Source organism: Candidatus Merdisoma sp. JLR.KK011, assembly GCF_036941125.1.
Classification (GTDB): Bacteria; Bacillota; Clostridia; order Lachnospirales; family Lachnospiraceae; genus Laedolimicola.
Genome location: NZ_JAYWSZ010000004.1, coordinates 698266 through 721748, shown reverse-complemented (window position 1 = coordinate 721748; position 23483 = coordinate 698266). Strand labels below are relative to the sequence as shown.

The 23483-nt window shown below is 48.3% G+C and carries 22 protein-coding genes; 19 read left to right on the top strand and 3 right to left on the bottom strand.

The features are described 5' to 3' along the window. Positions 1-14 precede the first annotated feature (14 nt). The 4 genes from VV089_RS17340 (at position 15) to VV089_RS17325 (ending at position 3782) form a co-directional block, all read left to right on the top strand. Positions 15-779 (top strand): DeoR/GlpR family DNA-binding transcription regulator, encoded by a 765-nt coding sequence (locus VV089_RS17340; protein ID WP_172541816.1) that lies wholly within the window; start codon positions 15-17, stop codon positions 777-779. An 18-nt stretch (positions 780-797) separates the two neighbouring features. Next, positions 798-1844 (top strand): hypothetical protein, encoded by a 1047-nt coding sequence (locus VV089_RS17335; protein WP_334336779.1) that lies wholly within the window; start codon positions 798-800, stop codon positions 1842-1844. 288 nt (positions 1845-2132) lie between these two features. Next, on the top strand, positions 2133-2981 hold the full coding sequence (locus VV089_RS17330; protein ID WP_334336778.1) for an L-ribulose-5-phosphate 3-epimerase: 849 nt from the start codon (positions 2133-2135) through the stop codon (positions 2979-2981). A 105-nt stretch (positions 2982-3086) separates the two neighbouring features. Continuing rightward, positions 3087-3782, top strand: coding sequence for an L-ribulose-5-phosphate 4-epimerase (locus VV089_RS17325; protein WP_334336777.1), 696 nt, complete (start codon positions 3087-3089; stop codon positions 3780-3782). 100 nt (positions 3783-3882) lie between these two features. Here the strand turns inward: VV089_RS17325 and VV089_RS17320 are convergent, their stop codons facing one another. Genes VV089_RS17320 through VV089_RS17310 form a run of 3 tightly spaced genes read right to left on the bottom strand, consistent with a single transcriptional unit; the run spans position 3883 to position 7326 of the window. Beyond that, positions 3883-6333 (bottom strand): CotH kinase family protein, encoded by a 2451-nt coding sequence (locus tag VV089_RS17320; protein WP_334336776.1) that lies wholly within the window; start codon positions 6331-6333, stop codon positions 3883-3885. Then, positions 6330-6995, bottom strand: coding sequence for a YigZ family protein (locus tag VV089_RS17315; RefSeq protein WP_172541598.1), 666 nt, complete (start codon positions 6993-6995; stop codon positions 6330-6332). Before VV089_RS17315 ends, VV089_RS17320 begins: the two co-directional genes overlap by 4 nt. Positions 6996-7017: 22 nt before the next feature. Continuing rightward, entirely contained in the window at positions 7018-7326 is a 309-nt protein-coding gene (locus VV089_RS17310; protein WP_172541599.1) for a DUF6514 family protein, read from the bottom strand. Between the two features lie 208 nt (positions 7327-7534). On the opposite strand from VV089_RS17310, the gene VV089_RS17305 reads away from it, so the two are divergent. From VV089_RS17305 to VV089_RS17235, 15 genes are all read left to right on the top strand, one after another. Next, positions 7535-10144, top strand: a complete 2610-nt coding sequence (locus VV089_RS17305; RefSeq protein ID WP_172541600.1) for a PBP1A family penicillin-binding protein — start codon at positions 7535-7537, stop codon at positions 10142-10144. Positions 10145-10240: 96 nt separating this feature from the next. Continuing rightward, entirely contained in the window at positions 10241-10612 is a 372-nt protein-coding gene (locus VV089_RS17300; RefSeq protein WP_334336775.1) for a RidA family protein, read from the top strand. Between the two features lie 166 nt (positions 10613-10778). Next, positions 10779-11522, top strand: a complete 744-nt coding sequence (locus VV089_RS17295; RefSeq protein WP_334336774.1) for a LytR/AlgR family response regulator transcription factor — start codon at positions 10779-10781, stop codon at positions 11520-11522. A gap of 13 nt (positions 11523-11535) precedes the next feature. Further along, positions 11536-12798 (top strand): sensor histidine kinase, encoded by a 1263-nt coding sequence (locus VV089_RS17290; protein ID WP_334336773.1) that lies wholly within the window; start codon positions 11536-11538, stop codon positions 12796-12798. A gap of 164 nt (positions 12799-12962) precedes the next feature. Beyond that, entirely contained in the window at positions 12963-14156 is a 1194-nt protein-coding gene (locus VV089_RS17285; protein WP_334336772.1) for a hypothetical protein, read from the top strand. 1 nt (position 14157) lies between these two features. Then, positions 14158-14916 carry a hypothetical protein gene (locus VV089_RS17280; RefSeq protein ID WP_334336771.1) on the top strand — a complete coding sequence of 253 codons (759 nt, stop codon included), beginning with the start codon at positions 14158-14160 and terminating at the stop codon, positions 14914-14916. Continuing rightward, positions 14909-15748 (top strand): hypothetical protein, encoded by an 840-nt coding sequence (locus VV089_RS17275; protein WP_334336770.1) that lies wholly within the window; start codon positions 14909-14911, stop codon positions 15746-15748. Before VV089_RS17280 ends, VV089_RS17275 begins: the two co-directional genes overlap by 8 nt. Next, the gene (locus tag VV089_RS17270) at positions 15748-16377 is read left to right on the top strand and encodes a hypothetical protein (RefSeq protein ID WP_334336769.1); all 630 of its coding nucleotides are present in this window, start codon (positions 15748-15750) and stop codon (positions 16375-16377) included. The genes VV089_RS17275 and VV089_RS17270 overlap by 1 nt, the downstream gene beginning before the upstream one ends. A gap of 15 nt (positions 16378-16392) precedes the next feature. Then, positions 16393-17040, top strand: a complete 648-nt coding sequence (locus VV089_RS17265; RefSeq protein ID WP_172541608.1) for an ABC transporter ATP-binding protein — start codon at positions 16393-16395, stop codon at positions 17038-17040. A gap of 172 nt (positions 17041-17212) precedes the next feature. Next, positions 17213-17893: a Crp/Fnr family transcriptional regulator gene (locus VV089_RS17260; protein WP_334336768.1), complete on the top strand. Its 681-nt coding sequence runs from the start codon at positions 17213-17215 to the stop codon at positions 17891-17893. 19 nt (positions 17894-17912) lie between these two features. Then, positions 17913-18692, top strand: a complete 780-nt coding sequence (locus VV089_RS17255) for a nucleoside phosphorylase (protein WP_334336767.1) — start codon at positions 17913-17915, stop codon at positions 18690-18692. Beyond that, a complete protein-coding gene (locus tag VV089_RS17250; RefSeq protein ID WP_334336766.1) occupies positions 18689-19783 on the top strand; it encodes a BMP family lipoprotein in 1095 nt (364 codons plus the stop codon). Before VV089_RS17255 ends, VV089_RS17250 begins: the two co-directional genes overlap by 4 nt. Positions 19784-19906: 123 nt before the next feature. Then, positions 19907-21463, top strand: a complete 1557-nt coding sequence (locus VV089_RS17245) for an ABC transporter ATP-binding protein (RefSeq protein ID WP_334336765.1) — start codon at positions 19907-19909, stop codon at positions 21461-21463. Beyond that, a complete protein-coding gene (locus tag VV089_RS17240) occupies positions 21456-22550 on the top strand; it encodes an ABC transporter permease (protein WP_334336764.1) in 1095 nt (364 codons plus the stop codon). Before VV089_RS17245 ends, VV089_RS17240 begins: the two co-directional genes overlap by 8 nt. Continuing rightward, positions 22537-23460, top strand: a complete 924-nt coding sequence (locus VV089_RS17235; RefSeq protein WP_334336763.1) for an ABC transporter permease — start codon at positions 22537-22539, stop codon at positions 23458-23460. The genes VV089_RS17240 and VV089_RS17235 overlap by 14 nt, the downstream gene beginning before the upstream one ends. Positions 23461-23483: the final 23 nt, after the last annotated feature.

Below are 23483 nucleotides of genomic sequence, written 5' to 3'. Positions count from 1 at the left end.
GGAGGAAGAACAGGATGAAAATGAGCCGCAGCATTGTAAACAGCCGGAGGGAAAAGGTGCTGGAGCTGGTGCGTGAGAATGGCGACGTGACTGTGAATCACCTGGCGGAGCAGTTCCAGGTATCCCCCTTAACCATCCGAAGGGATCTGCAGTATCTGGAGGATCACAAGCTTTTGGAGCGCTTTTACGGAGGCGCAAGGAACAGCATGGAGTCCGAAGGAGGGCTTGGAGAGAATAAAAAGCAGTTCCGCAGAGAACAGATAGCCCGGTATGCCGCGGGTCTTGTGGAGGACGGAGACAGCATTTTTATTAACACCAGCTCTACGGCTCTTGCTATGGTAAAATATATCACCAGCAGGAACGTAACCATCATTACGAACAACGGAAATATTATCAATGAAAAAAATCCTTCCCACGCCACAATTATTCTCCTTGGCGGAGAACTGCGTTATGTGAAAGGAGCTATGGTAGGGGACTTTGCCATGAACAATCTGGCGCAGGTTACTGCGAAAAAAAGCTTTATGGGCTGCGGAGGTATCTGTCCGGACATAGGCATGACCACGGAGCTTCTCAATGAAGTGAATCTGAACCAGATGATGTTTGAACGGGTGAGCAAGGGTTCCTATATTCTGGCGGATTGTACAAAGTTTGGGAAAAGGAGCAGCTTCGTGAGCTGTCCGCCGGAGCTGATTGCAAATATTATTACAGATGCAGATGCGCCGTCTGACCTTGTTCGGGAATTTCGGGAAAAAGGAACTTTGGTACATCAGTTATCATAAGGAATAAGGAGTATGAAAATGAAGATTCATAAAATAAAAACACACGAACTGGAAAAATGCTATTCTATCTGCCCTTTGACTTATCAGGGTAAGGAGCATATGCTGGTTGCGGCGGAAAAGGTAAACAAATGCCTTTTGTTCGACCTTGACGGCAATCTGGAGGAAACCGTATGGGAGGGGCCCGGGGGAACCATGACCATGGTGCAGCTTCCGGGAAGCGACGGGGAATTCCTTGCGACCCATAAGTTCTATTCCCCCAATGATTCCAAGGAGGCAAAGATTATCCTCGCTTCCCCCAAAGGAAAGGACGACTGGGAGATCAAGACCCTGGTGGATCTGCCTTTTGTACACCGCTTTGACATTCTCACAAGCGGCGGCGTAAATTATCTGATTGCATGCGCATTAAAGTCTGGCCATGAATATAAGGATGACTGGAGCAGCCCAGGAAAGATCTGGGTATGCGAGCTTCCGGAGGATTTAAGCACGGTGAATGAGGAGAATCAGCTTCCCATAACCGTCTTAAAGGAAGGCCTTTTGAAGAACCATGGCTACTGCCGGGTAGAGGAGGCAGACGGCGTATGGGCGGCTGTGGCAGCGGACAATGGAATTTTTAAGGTGGTTCCTCCGGCAGAGCGGGGCGGCGGCTGGACTGTTGAGACCTTGACAGAGGATGCGGCCAGCGATATGACTTTTGCAGATTTTGACGGGGACGGCGAGAAAGAGATGCTGGTAATGACGCCTTTTCACGGAGATACGGTTAAGATTTATAAAAAGAGCGGCAGCGCATATACCTGCATCAAGACCTTTGAAGAAACCTACGAGTTTGCTCACGGGATCTGGGGCACTGAGATTGACGGAAAAGGCGCTGCCATTATCGGTCACAGAAAAGGAACGCGCGATCTGCTGGCCTGCACGTACAACGGCAGCGATTACGTAATGGAGGTACTGGACCAGGATGTGGGGCCTGCCAATGTGCGCTGCTATGCAAAGGGCAGAAAGACGGGACTTGTGTCTGCGAACCGGGAAATCGATGAAATCGCATTCTATGAGATCGAGAGTATGTAAAAGGGTACGGAAGCTGCGTGCCGAAGCGGCTTTACCCTTTAGTGCTGTTGCGCAGCGACTTAGAATCAGTAATATCCCTCAAAGTGCACAAATCAATTTACAGACGCATGCTTTGCGGCTGGAAATTGATTTCAAACCCGTGTACTTGGAGGGATATTACGGAACTGGAATCAGTAATATCCCTCAAAGTGCACAAATCAATTTACAGACGCAAGTTTTTGCGGCTGGAAATTGATTTCAAACCCGTGTACTTGGAGGGATATTACGGAACTGGAATAGGAGGAAAAGATGAAAGCTTACACCATTGGATTGTACGAGAAGGCCATGCCGAAGGAATTGACCTGGAAGGAAAAGCTTGAGGCGGCCAAGGAAGCGGGCTATGATTTTGTGGAGATCAGCATCGACGAGACGGACGAGAAGCTGGCACGGCTGGAGTGGACAAAGGAGGAGCGTCTGGAGCTTGTGAAAACCATGTATGAGGTGGGAATTCCCGTTCGCACCATGTGTTTGTCCGGCCACCGGAAGTATCCAATCGGAAGCAGTGATCCCGAAATCTGCAGAAGAGGAATGGAGATTATGGAAAAAGCCATTCAGCTTGCAGATGACTTAGGTGTGCGCATCATCCAGCTTGCGGGTTATGATGTGTACTATGATCCCTCCACCCCCGAAACGATAGCCCGGTTTGGGGAAAATTTAAGAAAGTGCACATGGATGGCAGCCAGGGCGGGCGTTCTCATGGGCTTTGAGACTATGGAGACAGAATTTATGAACACCTGCAGAAAGTCTATGAATTATGTGGAGAAAATCAATTCCACCTATCTGAACGTGTACCCTGACTGCGGCAACATCAACAATGCGGCCATTACTTACGGAACCGACGTGCTGGAGGATCTGAGAAGCTGTAACGGACGCATTACCTCCATGCATTTAAAGGAGACAGAGCCCGGAAAATTCCGTGATATGATGTACGGGGACGGCCAGGTGGATTTTCCTGCCATGATTGATACGGCATGGGAGATGGGCGTGCGGAAGTTTGTAACCGAATTCTGGTATCTGGGCAGTGAAAAGTGGAAAGAGGATCTGGCTTTTGCCAATAAGTCCATGCGGACTTTGCTGGATCAAAAAGAGAATTCGTAGTCTATACCGGAGATATGTACAAGGGTTTCCTATAGGATCTATCAGAGCATGTTTGAAAGCTGCTTTTTGTCAGACATGCTTTAAAATAAGGAAGGAGAAAGAAAGATGTTAGAAGCATTGAAAAAACAGGTTTACGAAGCAAACATGGAGCTTCCGAGAAGAGGGCTGATCACCTATACCTGGGGGAATGTCAGCGGAATCGACCGGGAAAGAGGGCTGTTCGTTATCAAGCCCAGCGGAGTGGATTACGAAGAGCTGAAGCCGGAGGATATGGTCGTTATGGATCTGGACGGCAATAAGGTGGAAGGCGATTACAATCCTTCCTCCGATACGCCGACCCATCTGGAGCTTTACAAAGCCTTCAAAGAGGTGGGAGGAATCGTCCATACCCATTCTCCATGGGCAACTTCCTGGGCACAGGCCGGACGGAGCATCCCCTGCTACGGAACGACCCATGCGGATTATTTTTACGGGGAGATTCCCTGCGCCCGGAGCCTGACGGCGGAGGAGATCAACGGTGAGTATGAGAAGAATACGGGCCTGGTGATCATTGAAACCTTTGAGGGTAAGAATCCCATGCACATTCCCGGCGTGCTCTGCACCAACCACGGCCCCTTTACCTGGGGAACGGACGCAGACAACGCAGTTCACAATGCAGTCGTTCTTGAGGAGGTTGCGAAGATGGCCTGCCGTACAGAGCTTCTGATGCCCGGCATAGCCCCGGCTCCTCAGGTGATCCAGGATAAGCACTTCCTGCGTAAGCATGGAGAGAACGCTTATTACGGACAGATTAAGAAATAAGATAAGAAAATGAGAAGAGGCTGCCGGGAAATATGATATCAGAAAAGTCTGATGTCATATTTCCCGGCAGCCTCTTCTTTACACGCATAGAAAAAGAAGCCTACCTGGAAAACACGGCTTTTACGGAAGCCTCTGTGCCGTCCTCTAGCTGTATCTGAATCTGGTGCTTTTCGGTGGAATCAGACAGGATGCCGCAGCCGTTTACCTCCCAGCCCGCAAAGGTATAGCCTCTTTTGGGAACAGCCGTGAGGGTCAGGGGATAATCTGTATAGTAATTTCCCGCCCAGCTTCCGGAAGTAAGATCCGGTGTAATGGTGTTCAGAATCACAGTTCCTCCTTCCGGCTGCTCTGCAGACAGTGTTAAGGGAACTAGGGATCCGGCCAGGGAAAAATGCCGGGCAAGGCAGGGAACGATGGCGTCATAGCGGTTGGCAAAAAACACCCGCAGCTCCTCTGCCTGCTGTTCAAAAGGCGTATCTATAGGAGCTGTGTTCCAGCGCTCATAGCTTTTGGCGGCAGCTTCTGCATACTGGGCTTCCAGCTCGTCCAGCAGGGCCGTTACACGGGAGGGGCGGAAGTTCTCATTTGCCATATCCATAAAGGTCAATACAAACTGACGGCGGAACTCCCCGCTCTTCATCAGAGAAGGCATGGGATCGTCATCCAGGAAGCCGCAGGGGGAATAGCCGGGGTGTTCCACAAAGGAATCAATGAGGTAGGAAGGGGCTTCGGAATCAATCCCCACACCCAGGGAGTCATCCAGATCGTAGAGCATCCAGCGCCACCTGCCGTCCTGGTACTTTGCCCAGCCGGGGACGGCTGCTCTCCAGGTAAACACATTATTGCCTAGAGGCTTTGAGTCGGTATTGGCAATATAGATATTGGCGCACATCCAGTCAATAAAGCTCTGCATATCCATCTGCTGCAGAAGTCCGTTATAAACCTCCGGATTGGACATGTCCAGCTTAAGGTAATCCTTGAGATAGCGGAACTGGAAGATAAAATCGGAATTGCCTTCCTGAACCTCCCAGGAGGTTTTGATCAGGACGATGTTTTCTTTTTCCGCCCCGTAATGCCCTTCCAGGTATTCGCCGGAATATTTTTCCATCAGATAATACATCCCCCAGTATTCACCGTTTAAGAAAACCTGGCACGGCGTGTACCTTTGAACGGCGGCGCTCCGATCCTCTGTGAGGGAAAAGAAAAATACCTTTTTCAGATCTTTGCCGCTGTTTAAGATCAGATCGGGGTAAGAAATACCGGTATTAAAAAATACAGGGGCAAAGGTATTGTTTCCATAGCGTTTCCTGGCAAAGAGAGTAAAACTCTTCTGGGGAAAGCTCCGGGACTGGTTTCCCCGGACGCGGATGCCGCATTCTTCCTCCAGAAGGAGGCTGTGGGCGCTGTCCAGAAAGGTAATATGGGCCGGGCGCTCGGAAATGGTTCCGCGCAGATAGTAGTTCAGATAATCCGTCAGCTCGCTCCAGGAAAGATCGGGGCTGATTTCCAGATTTTCGATTCCCTGGTCATAACGGCTGCCCCGGACATAGATGCCCGTTTCCTCATCAAAGAGATTATCCGGGTCGGTAATAAGGGAGACAATGGCCGTATTTTCATAGCCTGCTTTTTCCTCAAAATCAAGAAAATAGACGGCTGTGACAGGCTGGCTGTAATTGCCCTCTTCGTCATATGCGGCAGCCCTTACCACCAGGGCTTTGTCTACGGGGTCAGAAGGCGGAAGATAACCGTCTGTTTGTGAAGCAATGTCGTCCCGGGCAGAGAATACATTGCCGCTGCTGCTGGGATCGGAAAAGGTCAGAGGCTCACTGTAAAGGTGATCCGCCGGCGTAGGGATGCTTCCGTCCAGGGTATAATAGACAGAGAGACCTTCTGGGCACTGAAGCTCCAGGGTAAAGGGAGCCGGATAAAAACCGCTCTTGGCAGAAAGAACGGGAGAATCCAGAAGACGGGAAGCTGTCTGGTTGGAAGAGTCGGGGGAGGGACGCATTCTTGCAGGTTCTCCTGTTCCGTCCTCTGTTCTGGCATACACAATCCCGGGAGGCAGAGAAGGCACGAACAAGGTGTCTATGGGAAAATAATTTTTATCGCCGCTTTCGGACTCGATACAGTAGCTGAGCGTGACGGTTTCATTTTCGGACAGACGAAAGGGCAGGCTGTGAAAGCCCTCGGGAACCGAGTTGTCCTTGCTGTCTGCATAGATTACATAATAGCCGCCGGGAGGAATGACATCGTCCGGGAGGGGAGCACGGCCGTAGTTTTCTTCGGTATCGGACAAGAAGACATGTTCAAGGGAGATTTCCTGGTCGGAAGGGTTGTACAGTTCAATGTAATCCTCATAGATATAGGCCTCACCTGCATTCACGCCGGGATTCACCGTACAGACCTCGTTGATCCGCAGAAGAAACGGGGGATAATCGGGATGGGAACGGTAATAGGAGGCTGCAAGGGAAAAAATAAAGAAGAAAAGAGAGCCTGCCGACAGCAGACCCAGCAAAAGCAGATTGCGTCTGAAAATAGAGCGCATATTCATAAGGCTTCCTCCTCAAACATAAGTACCTCCCCGTCCAGGAGCGCATACATGCAGGGATCGCCTGCAGTCAGCAGAGCCTGTCCGCTGGTGGCTTCTGTGATGGAAGAAGTGACAGCGTCCACAAAAGAGACGGGAACAAGGGCCTCCAGAAAAACAGAATCCGTATATTCCGAGTGAAGGAGGGGAAGCTTGTCCTGATTTAAAATATATTGGATCTTTCCCAGGCCGTTATAATCTGTCTGAATCGTCAGCCGGACACCCGGCTTCTTATCCAGAATCACAGCATGGCGCAGCCCTTCCCGGACAGCTGCGGAATAGGCCCGGACAAGTCCGCCGGTTCCCAATAGCGTGCCGCCGAAATAGCGCGTCACTACGACGGCCGTGTCGTGGAGATCTTCGCCTAAGAGGACATCCAGCATAGGGCGTCCGGCTGTTCCGGCAGGCTCCCGGTCGTCGCTGCACCGGGTGAGCTGATGGCTGCTTCCGATGGTGAAAGCAGTACAGTTGTGGGAGGCGTCCCAGTGCTGCCTGCGGATGCGTTCGATAAAGGCCATGGCCTCTTCTTCTGATTTTACAGGCTCTACAGCGGCAATGAAACGGGACTTCTTTTCCGTAATCTCTCCTGTGCCGCCTATGTAGGTAAAGCGATATGATTCTGGCATAAGATTCCTTTCCTATATCTGCCTAAGAAGCCTGTCCGCTCTCTCCTGTCATCATATCGTCTACAATTTCCAGAAGGCAGACAGGCGTAACGGCATTGGTGATCAGCCGCCGCAGCATCTGCCTGGCAAAGGCTTCCGAGTGGGAGACAGGAGGCGTGCTTTCCGTTTCTTCTACTCCGGGCTTCTCCGCAACGGACTTTTTGATGCAGATACGATAGAGCGGGGTAACGGACAAAGGCTGTTCTTCCTCAATCAGGTAATATTTCAGATTCAGCAGATTTCCTTTTTCGTCTGCAACAGCTCTGGTCTCGATTAAAAATTCCTTTTGCATAATGCACTCCTTTTTGAACGTCTTTTGGAGAGTATTATAACGGGTATCCGCTGCAAAAACTGTCGAAAACTGTTACAGAAATAAAAAGTATCTTAGAAATATTATAAAGAAACCTTATTAAAAACGCAAGAAAATGTGAATTTTTATTTTATGCTTTATTCCTACTGTAATATTTGTTATAATGATTGGATGTAGAGGAGGCTAAAGCATGAATTACGGAAAAAGAGGGACTTCCAAAAAACAGAGGTCTATGAACTCCAAAACTGCAAAAGTCGGAAAAAAAGCAAGTGTTGTATTTATAAAAGCATTTCTTATCTGCATACTGGCAACGGGAGTGGCCGGCCTGTGTGCGGGAGTGGGAATTGTAAAGGGTGTAATTGACAATGCGCCTCCTGTGGAAACCATCAATGTTGTTCCGAGAGGCTATAAGTCGATTATGATGGATGCCAACGGCAACCAGATTACAGAGCTGGTGGAGGCGGGTTCCAACCGTATCTGGGTGGATATTGAGGATGTGCCCCAGCATGTGCAGGATGCCTTTGTGGCCATCGAGGACGAGCGGTTTTACGAGCACAACGGAATTGATTTGAAGGGCATTATCCGGGCCGGCGTCCGGGGAATTGCCAGCGGCTTCAAGCGTACCGAGGGCGCCAGCACCATTACGCAGCAGCTGCTGAAGAACAGTGTCTTTGATTTTATGAGCGAGAGCACCACGGCGGAGAAGGTGGAGCGTAAGCTTCAGGAACAGTACCTGGCAGTGGAGCTTGAGAAGAGCATGAGCAAGGAGGAGATTCTGCAGGCATATCTGAATACCATCAATCTGGGACAGAATGCCCTTGGCATCCAGGCGGCGGCCAACCGCTATTTTAATAAGGATGTAAAGGATCTGACCATCTCCGAGGCGGCGGTGATTGCGGGAACGACCAAAAGCCCGACAGGCTACAATCCCATCAGCAATCAGGAGAAGAACCAGGAGCGCAGGGATCTGGTGCTGGATCATATGCTGAAGCAGGGATATATCAGCCAGGCCGAATACGATGAGGCTATGGAGGATGATGTGTACGCCCGGATTCAGATTACCAACGAGGTCAAGAGCAATACGGAGGTGTTCTCCTACTATGTAGATGCTGTGATCGATCAGGTGATCAATGATCTGCAGGAGGTCAAGGGATATACGCCCCAGCAGGCATACAATCTTGTATACAGCGGCGGTCTGACCATTGAGACGGCCCAGGATCCGGAGATCCAGGCGATTATGGACGAGGAGATGGGCAATCCGGAAAATTATCCGGCCAATGTCCGCATCGGCCTTGACTATGCGCTGACTGTGGTCAAGCCGGACGGCGAACAGAAGAATTACAGTAAGGAAATGATGGAGGCATACTTTAAAAAGAACGAGTCTGCCAATTTTGAGCTGCTTTTTGATACGGAAGAGGAGGCCCAGAGCTATATAGACGCCTACAAAGCCACGCTGGTGGAGGAGGGCGATACGATATACGAACGGGCGGATATGACCATACAGCCCCAGGCGTCTATGGTTGTGATGGATCAGGCTACGGGATATGTAAAGGGCATTGTAGGCGGCCGTGGAGAAAAGAAGGCCAGCTTAAGCCTGAACCGGGCCGTGGACACGGTGCGTCAGCCGGGGTCTACCTTTAAGGTAGTGTCTACCTATGCGCCGGCCCTGGATTCGGCCGGAATGTCACTTGCCACCACCCAGTTTGACGCGCCCTACAGCTATACAGGGGGACGCCCCGTGCGGAACTGGAACGGCGAGGCTTACAAGGGGTGGACGTCTCTTCGAAAGGGTATTGAGCAGTCTATGAATATTCTTGCGGTAAAGACCCTGACGGATATTACGCCGGCTCTTGGCATAACGTATCTGGAGAATATGGGAATCACCACGCTTCAGAAGGAACTGGATGCCAATGGCAACAACGACTATACCCAGGCTATGGCCCTGGGCGGACTGACAAGAGGTGTGACGAATCTGGAGCTGACGGCGGCTTATGCTACCATTGCCAACGGCGGCGTTTATACAAAGCCTGTATTCTATACAAGAATTCTGGATCATGACAAAAATGTTCTGATTGACAATACGAAGTCCTATACCAGAACGGTGTTAAAGGACAGTACGGCATGGCTTCTCACAAGCGCCATGAAGGACGTAGTTACACAGGGTACGGGAGGAGCCGTCCGCTTCAGCGGCATGACGATTGCCGGAAAGACGGGAACAACTTCAAAAAATAACGATGTGTGGTTTGTAGGATATACCCCTTACTATACGGCAGGCATCTGGGGCGGTTTTGACAATAACCATAAGCTGGGCAAGGGAGAGACGAGCTATCATAAGGTGATCTGGAAGAATGTGATGTCCAGAATTCACGAGAATCTGGAAAATAAGGATTTCCCCAAGCCGGAGTCCGTCACCAGTGCAACCGTCTGCGCAGCTTCCGGAAAGCTTCCAATCCCAGGGCTGTGCGACGGTATGATGAAGTCGGAATACTTTGCGGTGGGAAGCACGCCTACGGAGTATTGCAATGTTCATGTGGCAGGGGAAGCTTGTGTGGAGAGCGGCGGACTGGCAACGGACGCCTGTCCCGTCCATGAATACCGGGTGATTACCTTGATGCCGGAAAACAACGATGTGTCCGGCTCGCCTCTGGTGGCGCCTCCTTGTCCCCTTCATCTGGGGAATCTGATTGGAGGAATCGTGCAGCCGAATGCCGTGGACGGAACGATGCCGGACGGCATGGAAGAGGAAGAGGGCGAGGTTCAGCCGGAGCCGGAGGATGAGGAGATCCCTCCGGAGGAGTAAGGGTTTACGTATGTAAATATTTGAAAAACTGCAATACCCTCAGTGGACAAGAGGACACTGAGGGTATATGGTTAAAAGATAAAAAGGAGGAGCAGCATGAAAGCAATAGCAACTACAAAAGCACCGGCGGCAATAGGCCCCTATTCCCAGGGGATAGAAGTAAACGGATTTGTTTTTTCTTCCGGTCAGATTCCGGTAAACCCGGAGACAGGAGAGATTCCCGAGGGCATTGAAGCACAGGCGCGGCAGAGCTGCGTGAATGTGGGAGAGATTCTGAAAGCAGCCGGGATCGGCTATGAGCAGGTGATCAAGACAACCTGTTTTTTGGCGGATATGGCGGACTTCGGGGTGTTCAACCAGGTATATGAGGAGTTTTTCGTATCCAGACCGGCAAGAAGCTGCGTGGCAGTGAAGGAGCTTCCCAAGGGTGTGCTTTGTGAGGTTGAGGCTGTCGCAGTGAAGAATTAAGAGCCAAAGCCTTTAGCGGAAACGGCTGATGAATACAAAGGAATAGAGAGTGGGAAGGGGCTGTCGGGATATGATATCAGAAAAGTCTGATGTCATATTTCCCGGCAGACCCTTTTTCTATGTAAAGTACAATAAAAACGACATTGTTTAAAGGAGCAGGGATCGTATGTACAGAGTCGGAATATGTGACGATGATAAAATTTTGTGTTCCTTGCTGGAGGAACAGATTCAAAAGCTCTCAGCAGATAGTTCAGTAAAATTTGAAATTGAGGTGTGGTATAGCGGAGAGAGTCTGGAGTGTGATTTGAAAAAAGGGGTTGAATTGGATCTCCTTTTTCTTGATATTGAATTGCTGCAAAAAAACGGCATCGAAATAGGAGCTTTTATCCGTGACGAGATGGGGGATTTTGATACCCATATCGTCTATATTTCTTCAAAGCAGGGTTACGCCATGGAGCTTTTCAAAATACAGCCGCTGGAATTTCTTGTAAAGCCGATTTCCGCTGCCCGGCTGAAAGAAGTGTTGGAAAGAAGCATGAAAAGAAAAAGGTATGCAAAAAGATGCTTCGAATATCGAAGGGGAAGCCGGATTTTTCGTGTTCCGGTAAAGGAAATATTATATTTTATGAGTATGGATAAAAAGGTCTTGATGATAAAAAGGGATGGCCAGGAGGAATTCTATGGGAAGCTGAAGCATGTCATGGAGCAGCTTCCGGCAGGCTTTCTGATGATTCACCAGTCCTATGTGATCCATCAGGAATATGTGTGCGAGTATTCCTATGAAAGCATAAAAATGCTGAATGGCGACGTCCTAAGCGTCAGTAAACCATACAGGAAAGAAGTCAGGGAAAAAATCAAACAATATTTAAAGGGAAAAATGACTGCTGCTCCCTCTGTGAGTGAACAGTGAAGAAAAGGGTACAATGTGTTATAAAATAGGATATGAGTTACCAGCCATTTTGATTGTAGGTATTTTGCGCACGGCGCTGCTGAAAAAGGTCTTGGATACCTTTCTGCCTGCGGAAGGTAAGAACAGGCTCTTGTGGAAACTCGTTTTTGCAGGATACTATCTGTTGACAACAGCCGCCTACGGTGAATTTCATTTGACGCTTTTCTATGAAATGTGTAATTTGACGGGGATTATTGGCGCAGCTTGTTTTTACCGCGGCCCATGGGAGAAAAAAATATGGATCGCTATGGTCTATTTCTGCCTGGACATGGGCAGCGGAGCGGCTGTATCCTTTGCAGGTTCAGAGCTGATTCGAATGCAGGAGAGCGCGGTTTCTGCCCTGCTCCTGCTGATCTGCGCAGTGGTGATCTGTCATATTCCCGATCCGAAGGAAAGCAGGGAAAAAAACCTTGACAAAAAACAGATGTTTTTGCTGTCTGCAATTCCTGTATTGAGCGTGGCGGTATTTTGCGGGATGCTGTATGGAAGTATTGGCAGATGGACGGCGGTATTGGTGTGTGCGGCGGTTTTGATACTTAATCTGTGTGTCTTTTATTTGTATCATATTTTGCTTAAAAATTACGTACAGCTAAGGGAACAGGATATTTATAAACAGCAGACGGCTGCTTATCAGAACCAGTTTGAGCTTATGAAAGAGTCCCAAAGCCGTATCAGGGCATTAAGGCACGATATGAAAAACCATGTGCTGGCGCTTGAGGGATTGGCAAGGGGTTCAAAGCCTGAAAAAGTGACAGAATATCTTGATTCCATGCAGGAGTTTATGAAGAATCCGTCCGAGCATATTTATACAGGGAATGAGGCGTTGGACAGCCTGCTGAATTACAAGCTGCAAAGGGCAAAAGAAGAATTGAAAAAAGTGGAAACGGATATTGTGCTTCCGGAGAAGATGAATCTGCGTTCTTTCGATTTCAATGTAATTGTCGGAAATCTTTTGGATAATGCCATAGCGGCATCTATTCAGACAGACGAACGGTTTTTGAAATTCAGTATTCGGATGGAAAACGGCGTTTTGCTTCTGTATATGATCAATAGCTGCACTGGGATTCCCGAAGGCGTATGCGAAATGCGCAGGCTGTCAGAAAAGTCGTCTGCAGGGCATGGAGTAGGGCTCACAAGCGTCCGGCGGATCGTAGAAAAATATCATGGCGATATGGAAATGCATTGTAAAGACAATCGTATGGAAACAGAGATTGTGCTGTATATGAAAAACCTATAAAACACGGGAAGGGGGCTGTTGCAACAGCCCCTTTTGATAAAGATTTTTTCGGTTGATTTCGGAAAAAATATGGTAGAATTTCGCCGGAACAAAAAAAACGCAGGGAAAGAAGTGTATAATCCGAACCATAACCCATATGAGGAATTGTCAGGAGGCGTATGAAAATGAAAAAAAGATTTTTAAGAGTACTAATCGCAGGCGTAACAGGGATATGTGTTTTGACGGGGTGCCAGAAAGCGCCGGAAGCATCGGCAGACAACGGCGTTTCCCATGCAAAAAGCTCTTTGGAAGACGAGGTGGAGAATATTGCAGCTGAGGAGACATATAGAAATGCAGCAGATACAAAGAGTGCGGGGCAAGGCGAAAGGTATGAGGGCCTGGTCGGAACGGAGGAAAACGGTATCTGGATTTGCGCAGAAGTTCCAGCAGCGCCGCAGACAGTGCAGGCGTTGACTCTGCAGGAACGGGACGATTGGGACGAGGAAAAGCTGAAGGAGCTGCTTGACAGCGAAGGCGGAAATGTGCAGGACCTTACAAAGGAATATCTTGCACAGGCGGAAAAAGAGTTAAGTGAAATGGATGAAGAGGATAAGCCGGTTGAATGGCTGAATTTCGGCGATGATTCTCTTATGATTTTATCGGATGGGCAGAAAGAGGCATCGTTTGCAAGAAATACATGTGTAAGCTATGTGGAAAACGGGTTAAAGAAGGATTGTGATGCGATTTATAAAAAAGCGCCGGAAATTGATGCTGCCAAAGACAGTGAGAGCATTCCTGCAAAATTTTCCGTTTCCAGGGCAAAAGATATTCTTCTGGAGAAGCTGGCGGTATTGGACATTACAGAAATTCATATTTCCAGGACTTTGTATTATGAACTTAACGGAACCGCATTTTATGAACTGATATTTACGCCTTCTTACGAAACGATTGGAGTGGCGTCGGAGTTTGGCCAGATTGTGCTTGGGGAGGTTCAGCCAAGAGGAACCGCATGGATTACAGAGGATGGCATAGCGGCAATGAATTTGGAGAATTATTGCGGCAAAATTACGGAGCGGTCAAAAGCCGGGAATGTTTTGACATTTCCACAGGTAACAGATATTTTGGAAACATATTTGGAAACTAATACGCTCTGCGGAAATTTCAAGGCGAAGCTGACACAGGTAGAGCTTGTATATTATCCAACGCTTTGGGAATCGGAACTGATTCTGACACCGGCATGGCATGTCTGCATCCCGTTGAATGAAATGGAAACAGCGCTGGAGGCCGGCGATAAAGCATGGCAGGAAGCGGCTGACAAAGGTGCGGCATGGAATATTTACCTGGATGCCGTGACGGGAAAACTGATAAAGGTGGAATAAAATGAACGGATTTTTTTGGAAGGATATGAAAAGAAGTTTCCTGAATGTGGGATTCTTTGCCGGGATGGCAGCGGTGGCGGCGCTTTTGCTGGCAGCGGCAGTGAATGGGACGCCGCCGGAGCGTACACGGAGCAGCTATTATATTTTGTACAATGTGTTCGGTGCTTCGGGCTTCGGGCCTTTTGCGGCCGTCTTTCCCGTATTGGCTTATGCGGCAAGCTTCTGTGAGGAATATCAGAGCGGGTATTACCGCATGATTTTTTCAAGGATGAGTCCGGTACGTTTTGGAAGAATCCGGATATGCAGCGTTGCGCTGTCCGGAGGCGTTATGCTGGCAGTTCCCATTGCAGCAGCCTGTATCATGGCGTATACGCTTGGCGTTCCGGGGGTACCGCAGGATTCGGATCAGGGACTGCTGGACGGGACCATTATGCTTACCTATATCATCCAATACGGGGATTGGTACATTGCAGTGGGGAAAACCGTTCTTGGTTTTTTGTTTGGATGTGTGTGGTCGCTTGTGGGGCTGCTGTTTGCAGTATGGACTCCGAACCGCTATGTTGCCTTGATTGCGCCCTTTGTGCTGTATGAATCTATGTGGATTGGGCTGAATGGGATTCCATGGCTGAATCCTATCCGGCTTCTCAGGGGAGATGATGTAGGCAGTTACCCCCTGGCCGCAGGAGTGGAATGTGTTTATATCCTGATTGTGTCAGCCTTCATTATGGTGGGACTTGTGAGGAGGTATCGGAATGGGTAGCGTTGCTGTTATCGTAAAGGGAATGCTTCAGCAAGAGCAGAGAAGCGGCAGGGTCGTCATGGGGTATCTTTTGGGCTTTGCAGTCATGGGCTATTGGATGTCCGGCTTCCTGCGGTATGCGGCTGACACAGGGGAACCAGTCAACATACTGGAAACTTTTTGTGTGGTTGAGCAGCATTATGTGAATATGCTGTTTTTAGTCTTAGGGTGGCTTTTGGCGGCGGCGGACGCTCCGTTTATAAAAGGGAATCTTTATCTGCTTTTGTATCGGTGCGGCAGAAAGCGCTGGAATATGGGAATGATTTTTTATATCTTAATGCAGGCGTTTCTCTATGCTGGGGCCATGGCAGCATTTAGTATCATTGCCAGCAGTTTTTTGGGGTTTGCAGGAGATATATGGAGCAGTCCGGCATACGCTCTGGCGCTTGATACCGGAAACCATATTGGGGTCAAATATAATATTACGTTTCCATGGCTTGAAATGATGAAGACGATGTCAGTTCCGCAGGCATTTGCAGTCACGTTTCTATTTTTTTATCTTTATCTTGCTTTTTTGGGAGTGCTTTTATATACTTCTGCATTGCTGTTTTCTAGAAATGCCGGAATGGCGGCTGTGATGGGGGTACATTTGGCCGGATATTTACAGATGATGGACGGCCATATGGAAACCTCCCTTCTGGCAAGGGCAATTCCGGGAAATTATATAGACGGAACGCTGTCTTATCTGCAATCGGCAGCTTTGTTTTTATCAATGATTGTCGTTTTGACGGCGTTATCCTTTCTGATTGTAAACAGCATTGAGTTTGACTCGGGGACGGAGGTGGAAGGATAGTGTCGGAAAGTATGTTTATCAGACTGTTTGCAGGCGTGCCTTCTGATTATTTTGGCGCTATACCGCTTATTCCGTTTGGATGGTGGCTTCTGTCGATGGGCGTCTTTCTGCTTGCAGTGGGATTCTATGGAGAAAGGGACAGGAAGCTGGAAGTCCTGTCCCTGTATCGATGCAAAACAGTGAAGGGCTGGTGGAAAAGGCGTTTTGGAAAAGGGCTTTTATACGGTATAAAGACAGCGGTACTGTTCTTGGTCCTTGTTTTGAGCTGGGACATTGCTGTGGGGAGCATCGTTGTGCTTTCTGCAGAGCTGTTTGCAAAAATCACCATCCTGTGGCTGTTCCACAGTGTCAGTATGGCTGCGTTGTTTGTGCTGCTGGATTTGTTTCCGGTGGGACGTTTTGCTCCGGGGGCGTTGTTCCTGTTAGAAGGCGTGACGTTTATCATCGGCTGTCAGGTTCATGCAGTTTCCAAAGTGATGTATGGAATGTGGGGCATGTATCTGCAAAGCGGCTTATGCGAAGCAGGCGGCTTTCCAGTGGGGCCGGTTATCGCAGCGGAAGCCGTTTTGCCGGCGGCCGGTTTTTGGATCGGGTGGGAATATTTGAAAAGAGAAAGAGATCTTGTTTGAAGAAGGGATGTAATTATGGCAGAATGTATCCGTGTAGAGAATGTAACAAAAAGGTTCGGCGATGTCATTGCGCTTGATCGTATTAATATCAGTTTTGAAAGCGGAAAAATCTATGGGATTATAGGCAGGAATGGTTCAGGTAAGACTGTTTTGTTCAAAACCATGATTGGTTATTTAAAACCCACATCCGGGAGAGTGGTTGTTGGGGAAAAGGAGATTGGAAAAGAGATTGATTTTGCAGACAATATGGGAATCATTATAGAAAATCCCGGATTCTTAAGCAGATATACAGGATACAAAAATCTGGAATATCTGGCATCCATCCGTAAATTGATAGGCAGGGAGCAGATCAGGGAGAGTATGGATCGGGTGGGCTTAGATCCCGACAGCCGCAAAAAGGTTGGAAAATATTCCCTTGGTATGAGGCAGAGGCTTGGGATTGCCCAGGCAATTATGGAAAACCCGGATATTTTGATTTTGGACGAGCCGATGAACGGGCTTGATAATGAGGGGGTAAAGGATGTGCGGAATATTCTTTTGGGATTAAAGGAAGAAGGAAAGACCATTATACTTGCCAGCCATAATAAGGAGGATATCGAGGTTTTGTGTGATACGGTGTATGAGATGGAGCATGGGAGAGTGGTACAAGGGAAGGCTGTTTGAATGTTTACTTCCCTGCTGAGGGAAAAGACAAATGTCTTCTCAAAAGTGAAAAATAGACAAAAAAGCGTCGGAAAGAAGGCTTGTACAAGACATATTTCCTATATTTTTCAGAGAAGAATGGGTATAATAGCAATTATAAATTTTATTCTTGCGCAGGAAATGAGGAAATTATATGAAAGGAGATTTGAACGAACTTTTAGAGCTGATTGAAAAGGACTGTACCATCTATACCATGTTTAAACAGTGCCCTTATGAAATATTGAGAAAAGTCCGGGTCCGGCATTACGGCCAGGGAAGATTCCGGCTGTCACAGGGAGGCATCTCAGATACTTTTTACATTATCATAAAAGGAACCGTGGGGATTTATGTAGAATCGGAGCATGGAAAGCGTTACACAATTACCACCTATGAAAAAGGAGATTATATCGGAGAGCTGGAAATATTCCGGCGGGCGCCTTATGTCAGCGGCGTGGAAGCCAAGGGGGCTGTGAGTGTTCTGGAGATTGACAGGGATGTATTTCTGGAATGGATTCATATGGACCGGAATTTTAACGAATATATGATGCAGACCATGTGTGATACCAGCTATAACATGTGCAGAAACATGGCGGAGAATATTCTGTATCCATTGAAACAGAGAGTCTGCCAGTATGTGATAGAAAACGGGGATAAGAATAAGAATTCCGGCATCCCGCTGCATACAGAGACGCTGGGGGTTCAGATGGCGGTTACTCCGCGCAGTGTCAGCCGTGTCATTAAGCTGTTGAAAGAAAAGGGGATTATCAGCATAAAGAAGGGAAGGATCTTCATAGAGGATCGGGAAGCCCTTATTCGGGAAAAGGATATTAAGTAAGGAAACAGGAGGTTCAGGAATGGACGTACAGCCACATATCAGATGCAGGAGGGAAGACGCGGCAGAGTATGCGATTCTTCCAGGGGATCCGGCACGTGTGGAGAGGGTAAAGAAGTATCTTGCCCAGGTGAAAGAAATTGCATTTAACAGAGAATATAAGAGTATAACCGGATATTACAAGGGAATAAAGGTACTAGTCATGTCGACCGGCATGGGAGGCGCTTCCGTGGGAATTGCAGTCGAGGAACTGAAACAGATTGGCGTAAAAACCATGATCCGCATTGGAAGCTGCGGAGCCCTTCAGAAAGAGATCCATCTGGGAGACCTGATTATCGCCAACGGTGCAGTCCGGGACGAGGGAACCAGCAAGTCATATGTGGAGAGTATCTATCCGGCTATCCCGGATACCGATCTGGTATTTCAGGTAATTGAGGCAGCAAAGTCTTGCGGCGTATCTTATTATGTGGGAAAAGTGCGAAGCCATGACACGTTTTATACAGAAAGGGAGGAGGAAATCGACCATTACTGGTCGAAAAAGGGAATTCTCGGAGCAGATATGGAGACCGCGGCTCTTTTCACCATCGGAAGTCTGAGAGGGATTCGGACTGCATCCATTCTCAATACAGTAAATGAATATGAGGTGGATCTGACAGAAGAGATCGATGCCTATGTGAATGGAAAGGAAGAGGCCATGTGGGGCGAACAGAATGAAATCCGGACTGCCCTTGAGGCATGTGTCAGAATGGAACAGGAACATAAAAAAATCAAGAAAAACGTCGAAGAGAGGAAAAGCTTATGAGAAGAAAAATCGCTTTATTTTTAACCGCGGTAATGGCAGTATTGAGCCTGGCCGGATGCGGAGGAAAATCGGACGAACAGGCAGGAGAGGACAAGGTCTATAAGATTGCCTTTGTAGTACCTTATATCGGAGATCAGTCCTACTGGGATCTGGTAGACAGAGGACGACAGATTGTGGAGGAATACGAGAATGTAGAGACAACTCTGATTGAGGCAGGAGAGGATACCAGCAAGTGGACCAGCGTTATGACAGACGTATGCGAATCCGGCTATGATTTGATTGTATCGGGAAATGATACCTATGAGTATTATCTGTACGAAGCAGCGGAAAAGTATCCGGATCAGCTGTTCTTTAATTTTGATTTCGGCAATCCCCTGGATTATGACAATGTATATGCAGTAAAATACGACACTGCGGAGCTTGGGTACGTGGCCGGACTGCTTTCCTGTATTGTAACCTCATCCGATATGGAGCAGGCCAACGAAGATAAGGTGATTGGCGTAATCGTGGGTATGGAAAACGATGCAATGGACGATTTCATCGGCGGTTACTGCCAGGCTGCCAATGATATGGGCGTGCAGGTAATTATCGGTTACCCAGAGAGCTGGACGGATGTGGCAAAGGCAAAGGAAATGACCCTGAATATGATTAATTCCGGCGCGGATGTAATCTGGCAGGTTGCCGGCGGGGCAGGAAACGGAGTCTTCGAGGCTTGTGCGGAGCAGAATGTGTATGCGCTGGGCGTAGATCAGGATCAGTATGCGCAGTTTATTGATTCCAAGCCAGAGTATGCCAAGACCATTCTTACCTCATTTGTGAAAAACGCAGAGGTAGGCGTGCAGACCGCAGTGGACAAGCTCATTGCCGGAGAGTTTCCCGGAGGCGCCGTAGAGAATCTGGGTATTGCAAAGAACGGCGTGGGGCTTGTGGAAAATGATTACTATCTTGAGACTGTACCGGAGGAGGTTCGAAATCAGGTGGCGGAAGCGCTGGAGAGGGTGACCAATGGAGAGATTGAGGTATTTAGTGTTCTGAACGGAGATCCCACAGAGTGGCAGGAGATTAAATCCGAGGCACAGCAGGCGAAATAAAACAGTAATATTCCTCACAGTGCACAAATCGATTTACAGGCACATGTTTTAAGTGACTGGAAATAGATTTAGGTAAAGTGTACTGTGAGGAATATTACGGAACTGGAATAAGGAGAAGGAAGAGTGGAAGATTATATCCTTGAATTAAGCCAGATCAATAAGGTGTATGGCAACGGAGTGGTTGCCAACCGGGATATCAATATTTCATTCCGGAAGGGCGAAATTCATTCTATTGTAGGTGAGAACGGTGCGGGGAAGTCTACCTTGATGAAAATTATCTTTGGAATCGAGCAGGCTTCCAGCGGCACCATGCGGTACAAAGGAAAAGAGGTTACGTTTTCCGGCTCCATGGAAGCCATTGAGGCGGGGATCGGTATGGTGCATCAGCATTTTATGCTGATCCCCTCCTATACGGCAGCGGACAGTATTATTCTGGGAAATGAACCAAAGAAAATGAAGATCTTTACGGATCATAAGACAGCCGTAAAGCGGACCCAGGAGCTTTCCGACCAATATCAGTTCGGTATAGATGTGACGAAAAAAATTTCCGATCTGTCCGTGGGAGAAAAGCAGAAGGTAGAGATCCTAAAAACGCTCTATCGAAATGCGGAGGTTATCATTCTGGATGAACCTACTTCCGTGCTGACTCCCCAGGAGACGGAACTTTTGTTCCGGCAGCTGATGCATTTTAAGGAGACCGGACATACAATCCTCTTTATTTCCCATAAGCTCAATGAGGTCAAACGGATCAGCGATCGAATCACCATTATGCGGAACGGATCAGGCAGGGGAACTTACAATGCAGAAGATATTTCTCTGGAGGAGATGGCCCGGCTGATTGGGGGCAGAGAAGTGGCGGCGGATTACAGCCATCTGCGCAGGGAAGTGCCGGAGCAGAAAACGATTCTGGAGGTAAAGGATCTGAGCCTGACCCAGAACGGAGTGCCGGTATTGGATAAAGTGTCTTTCTCAGTGAAGAGCGGAGAGATTCTCGGCATTGCGGGGGTGCAGGGCAACGGCCAGTCTGAGCTGATACGCTGCATTACCGGATTGATTGATTATGGAAGCGGAACCGTCGTGGTGGATGGAAAAGACATTACCCATCTCAACATTCATGATAAGCGGCAGAGCGGCCTGGCTTATATTCCGGAGGATCGGATGGAGGATGGGACCGCAGGAGCGGCCAGCATTACAGACAATGCCATTTCTACCTTTTATGAGCGTCCGGATCTGAACAAGGGTCCCTTTTTAAAGATAAAAAGGATACAGGAAGAGGCTGAAATGCTGATTGATAAATTTTCCGTAAAGGCGAAAAATGCAAGGCAGCGGATCGACAGTCTTTCAGGCGGCAACATTCAGAAGGTGGTAGTGGCAAGGGAATACCATGCGAATCCCAAATGCCTGATTGCCGAACAGCCAGTCCATGGAATTGATATCGGAAGTGCGGAATTTATTCATATTCAACTCATTGAGCTTCGTAATCAGGGAGCCGGAATCCTGCTGGTGAGCGCAGACATTAACGAAGTCATCAATTTGTCTGACCGGATTCTGGTGATGTATGAGGGAAAGATTGCAGGCTGTTTTGAGGATCCAGCCAAGTTCGATGAAAAGGAACTGGGCCTGTACATGCTGGGAGTAAAACGGCAGGAAGAGGGAGCGGGAGGTGTGGGACATGGATAAGCTTAAATCCATAAAAGGCCGGTTATCCATAACCAATGAGTTTGTATTTAAGATTGTGAAAATTGTGATCTCCACACTGATTGCGCTTGTGATCACCTTTGTGGTACTGGCGCTTGTTTCGGATCGCCCGCTGGAGAATTTTATCATAATTCTGACTTCGCCGGTGAAAAAGCTGCGGTATTTTGGAAATACCATTGAGATGATGATTCCAGTGGCTTTTGCCGGGCTGTCTGCGGCGCTGTTATTTAAAATGGGCGTTTTTAACCTGTTTGTGGAGGGGCTCTATTATATCTGCGGAGTGGCCTGCGCAGCGGCGGCAGTCCAGCAGATAGGGAACGGATTTGTGCATCCCCTCCTGTGTATTCTGATATCCTGTCTTCTGGGAAGCTTTTTGATGGGAATCACGGGATTTTTAAAGGCCAGATACAATACCAACGAGGTTGTGTCTACCTTGATGCTGAATAATATTATGCTGGGTGTGGGCCTTTTTTTTCTGAAAAGGACCGGGATCCGGGACGAAGGATTTGCGGCTGTGGCTTCTAAGGTCTTTTCGGACAGCGCAAAGCTGGACATTCTTTTTCCAGGAACACGTATTACAGTCAGCTTTCTTCTGCTGATTCTCACGGTGGTCTTTGTCTATGTATTGATCTATAAGACAAGGCTTGGATATTCCATACGAATCACTGGAATCAACAGCAGATTTGCCCATTATTCGGGAATCAGTGTATTTGCAATGTATATGATGGTACACGCCATTGCAGGCGCCATTGCCGGGCTTGGGACTTCCACAGAGCTTTTGAGTCTCTATGACCGGTTTCAGTGGACAGATCTGCCGGGCCTTGGCTGGGATGGAATTCTTATGGCAACACTGGCTGACAATCATCCTGTGGGAATTTTGATTGCATCTTTTGGAATTGCGTATCTGAAGAAGGGAGCAGAGGTTGTGTCCCTAACCACCAATGTGCCGGTGGAGATTATATCCATCGTACAGGCAATTCTGGTGCTTTTGGTGTCTTCCCAGAGATTTTTAGTTCGTTTCCGGGAGAGAAAACTATTGAAGGAGGGCATGAAGGATGAGCTGGGATAATTTTGCGGAAGCTTTTTTTTCAGCAAACTTTCTCTATGTAGTAATCCGTGTATCGGTTCCGCTGGTGCTGGCCTCGATCAGTGCCTACATGGCGGCTCTGACGGGGGTAGGGAATATTGCAGTGGAAGGTATTATGCTGATGAGCTGTCTGATGGCCGTGCTGGGGAGTTATTGGACCCAGAGCGCGGTGCTGGGGCTTTTGATTGCTCTGCTGACCGGGGTGGTGATGGCGCTGATGATTTATATGTTTTCCATGTCTTTAGGGGCCGAGCCTCTGCTGGTAGGCATTGCTCTGAATACATTTGCCTCTTCTTTTACCGTATTTCTGCTTTACCAGTTTACCAACAGCAAGGGCTCCAGCGCCAATCTGTCCTCGAAGGTTCTGCCTGTGGTGGATATTCCTCTGATTCAGGATATTCCCATTCTGGGGGAAATTATTTCCGGCCATTATCTTCTTACCTATGTGACGGTTGTGCTGGTGATTCTGCTGTATATTATGATTTATAAGACGCCCATTGGAATGCAGATGAAGGCCTGTGGCCTCAACGAGCAGGCGGCCCGTTCGGTTGGGATTCATGTGACCAGAATGAAGCTGCTGTCCATGCTGCTCTCCGGTCTGACGGCGGCCATAGGCGGAGCTTATATGACAATGGGGTATGCGTCTATATTTTCTAAGGATATGGTGGCGGGCAGAGGCTGGATCGGAATTGCAGCCCAGGGAATTGCCGGAATCAATTATGTACTGCTGTTGATTGTGTCCATGATTTTTTCCGTGTTTCAGGCAATAACTAACGTATTCCTGCTCTACGATCTTCCCAGTGAGCTTATCAATATCATTCCCTATGTGGGCGTGCTTCTGGGCGTGATCTTTTATTCGGTGGCGGCAGCCAGAAAGCATAAGCAGGGGTAAAATAGCTTCTGTTATCTATGGAA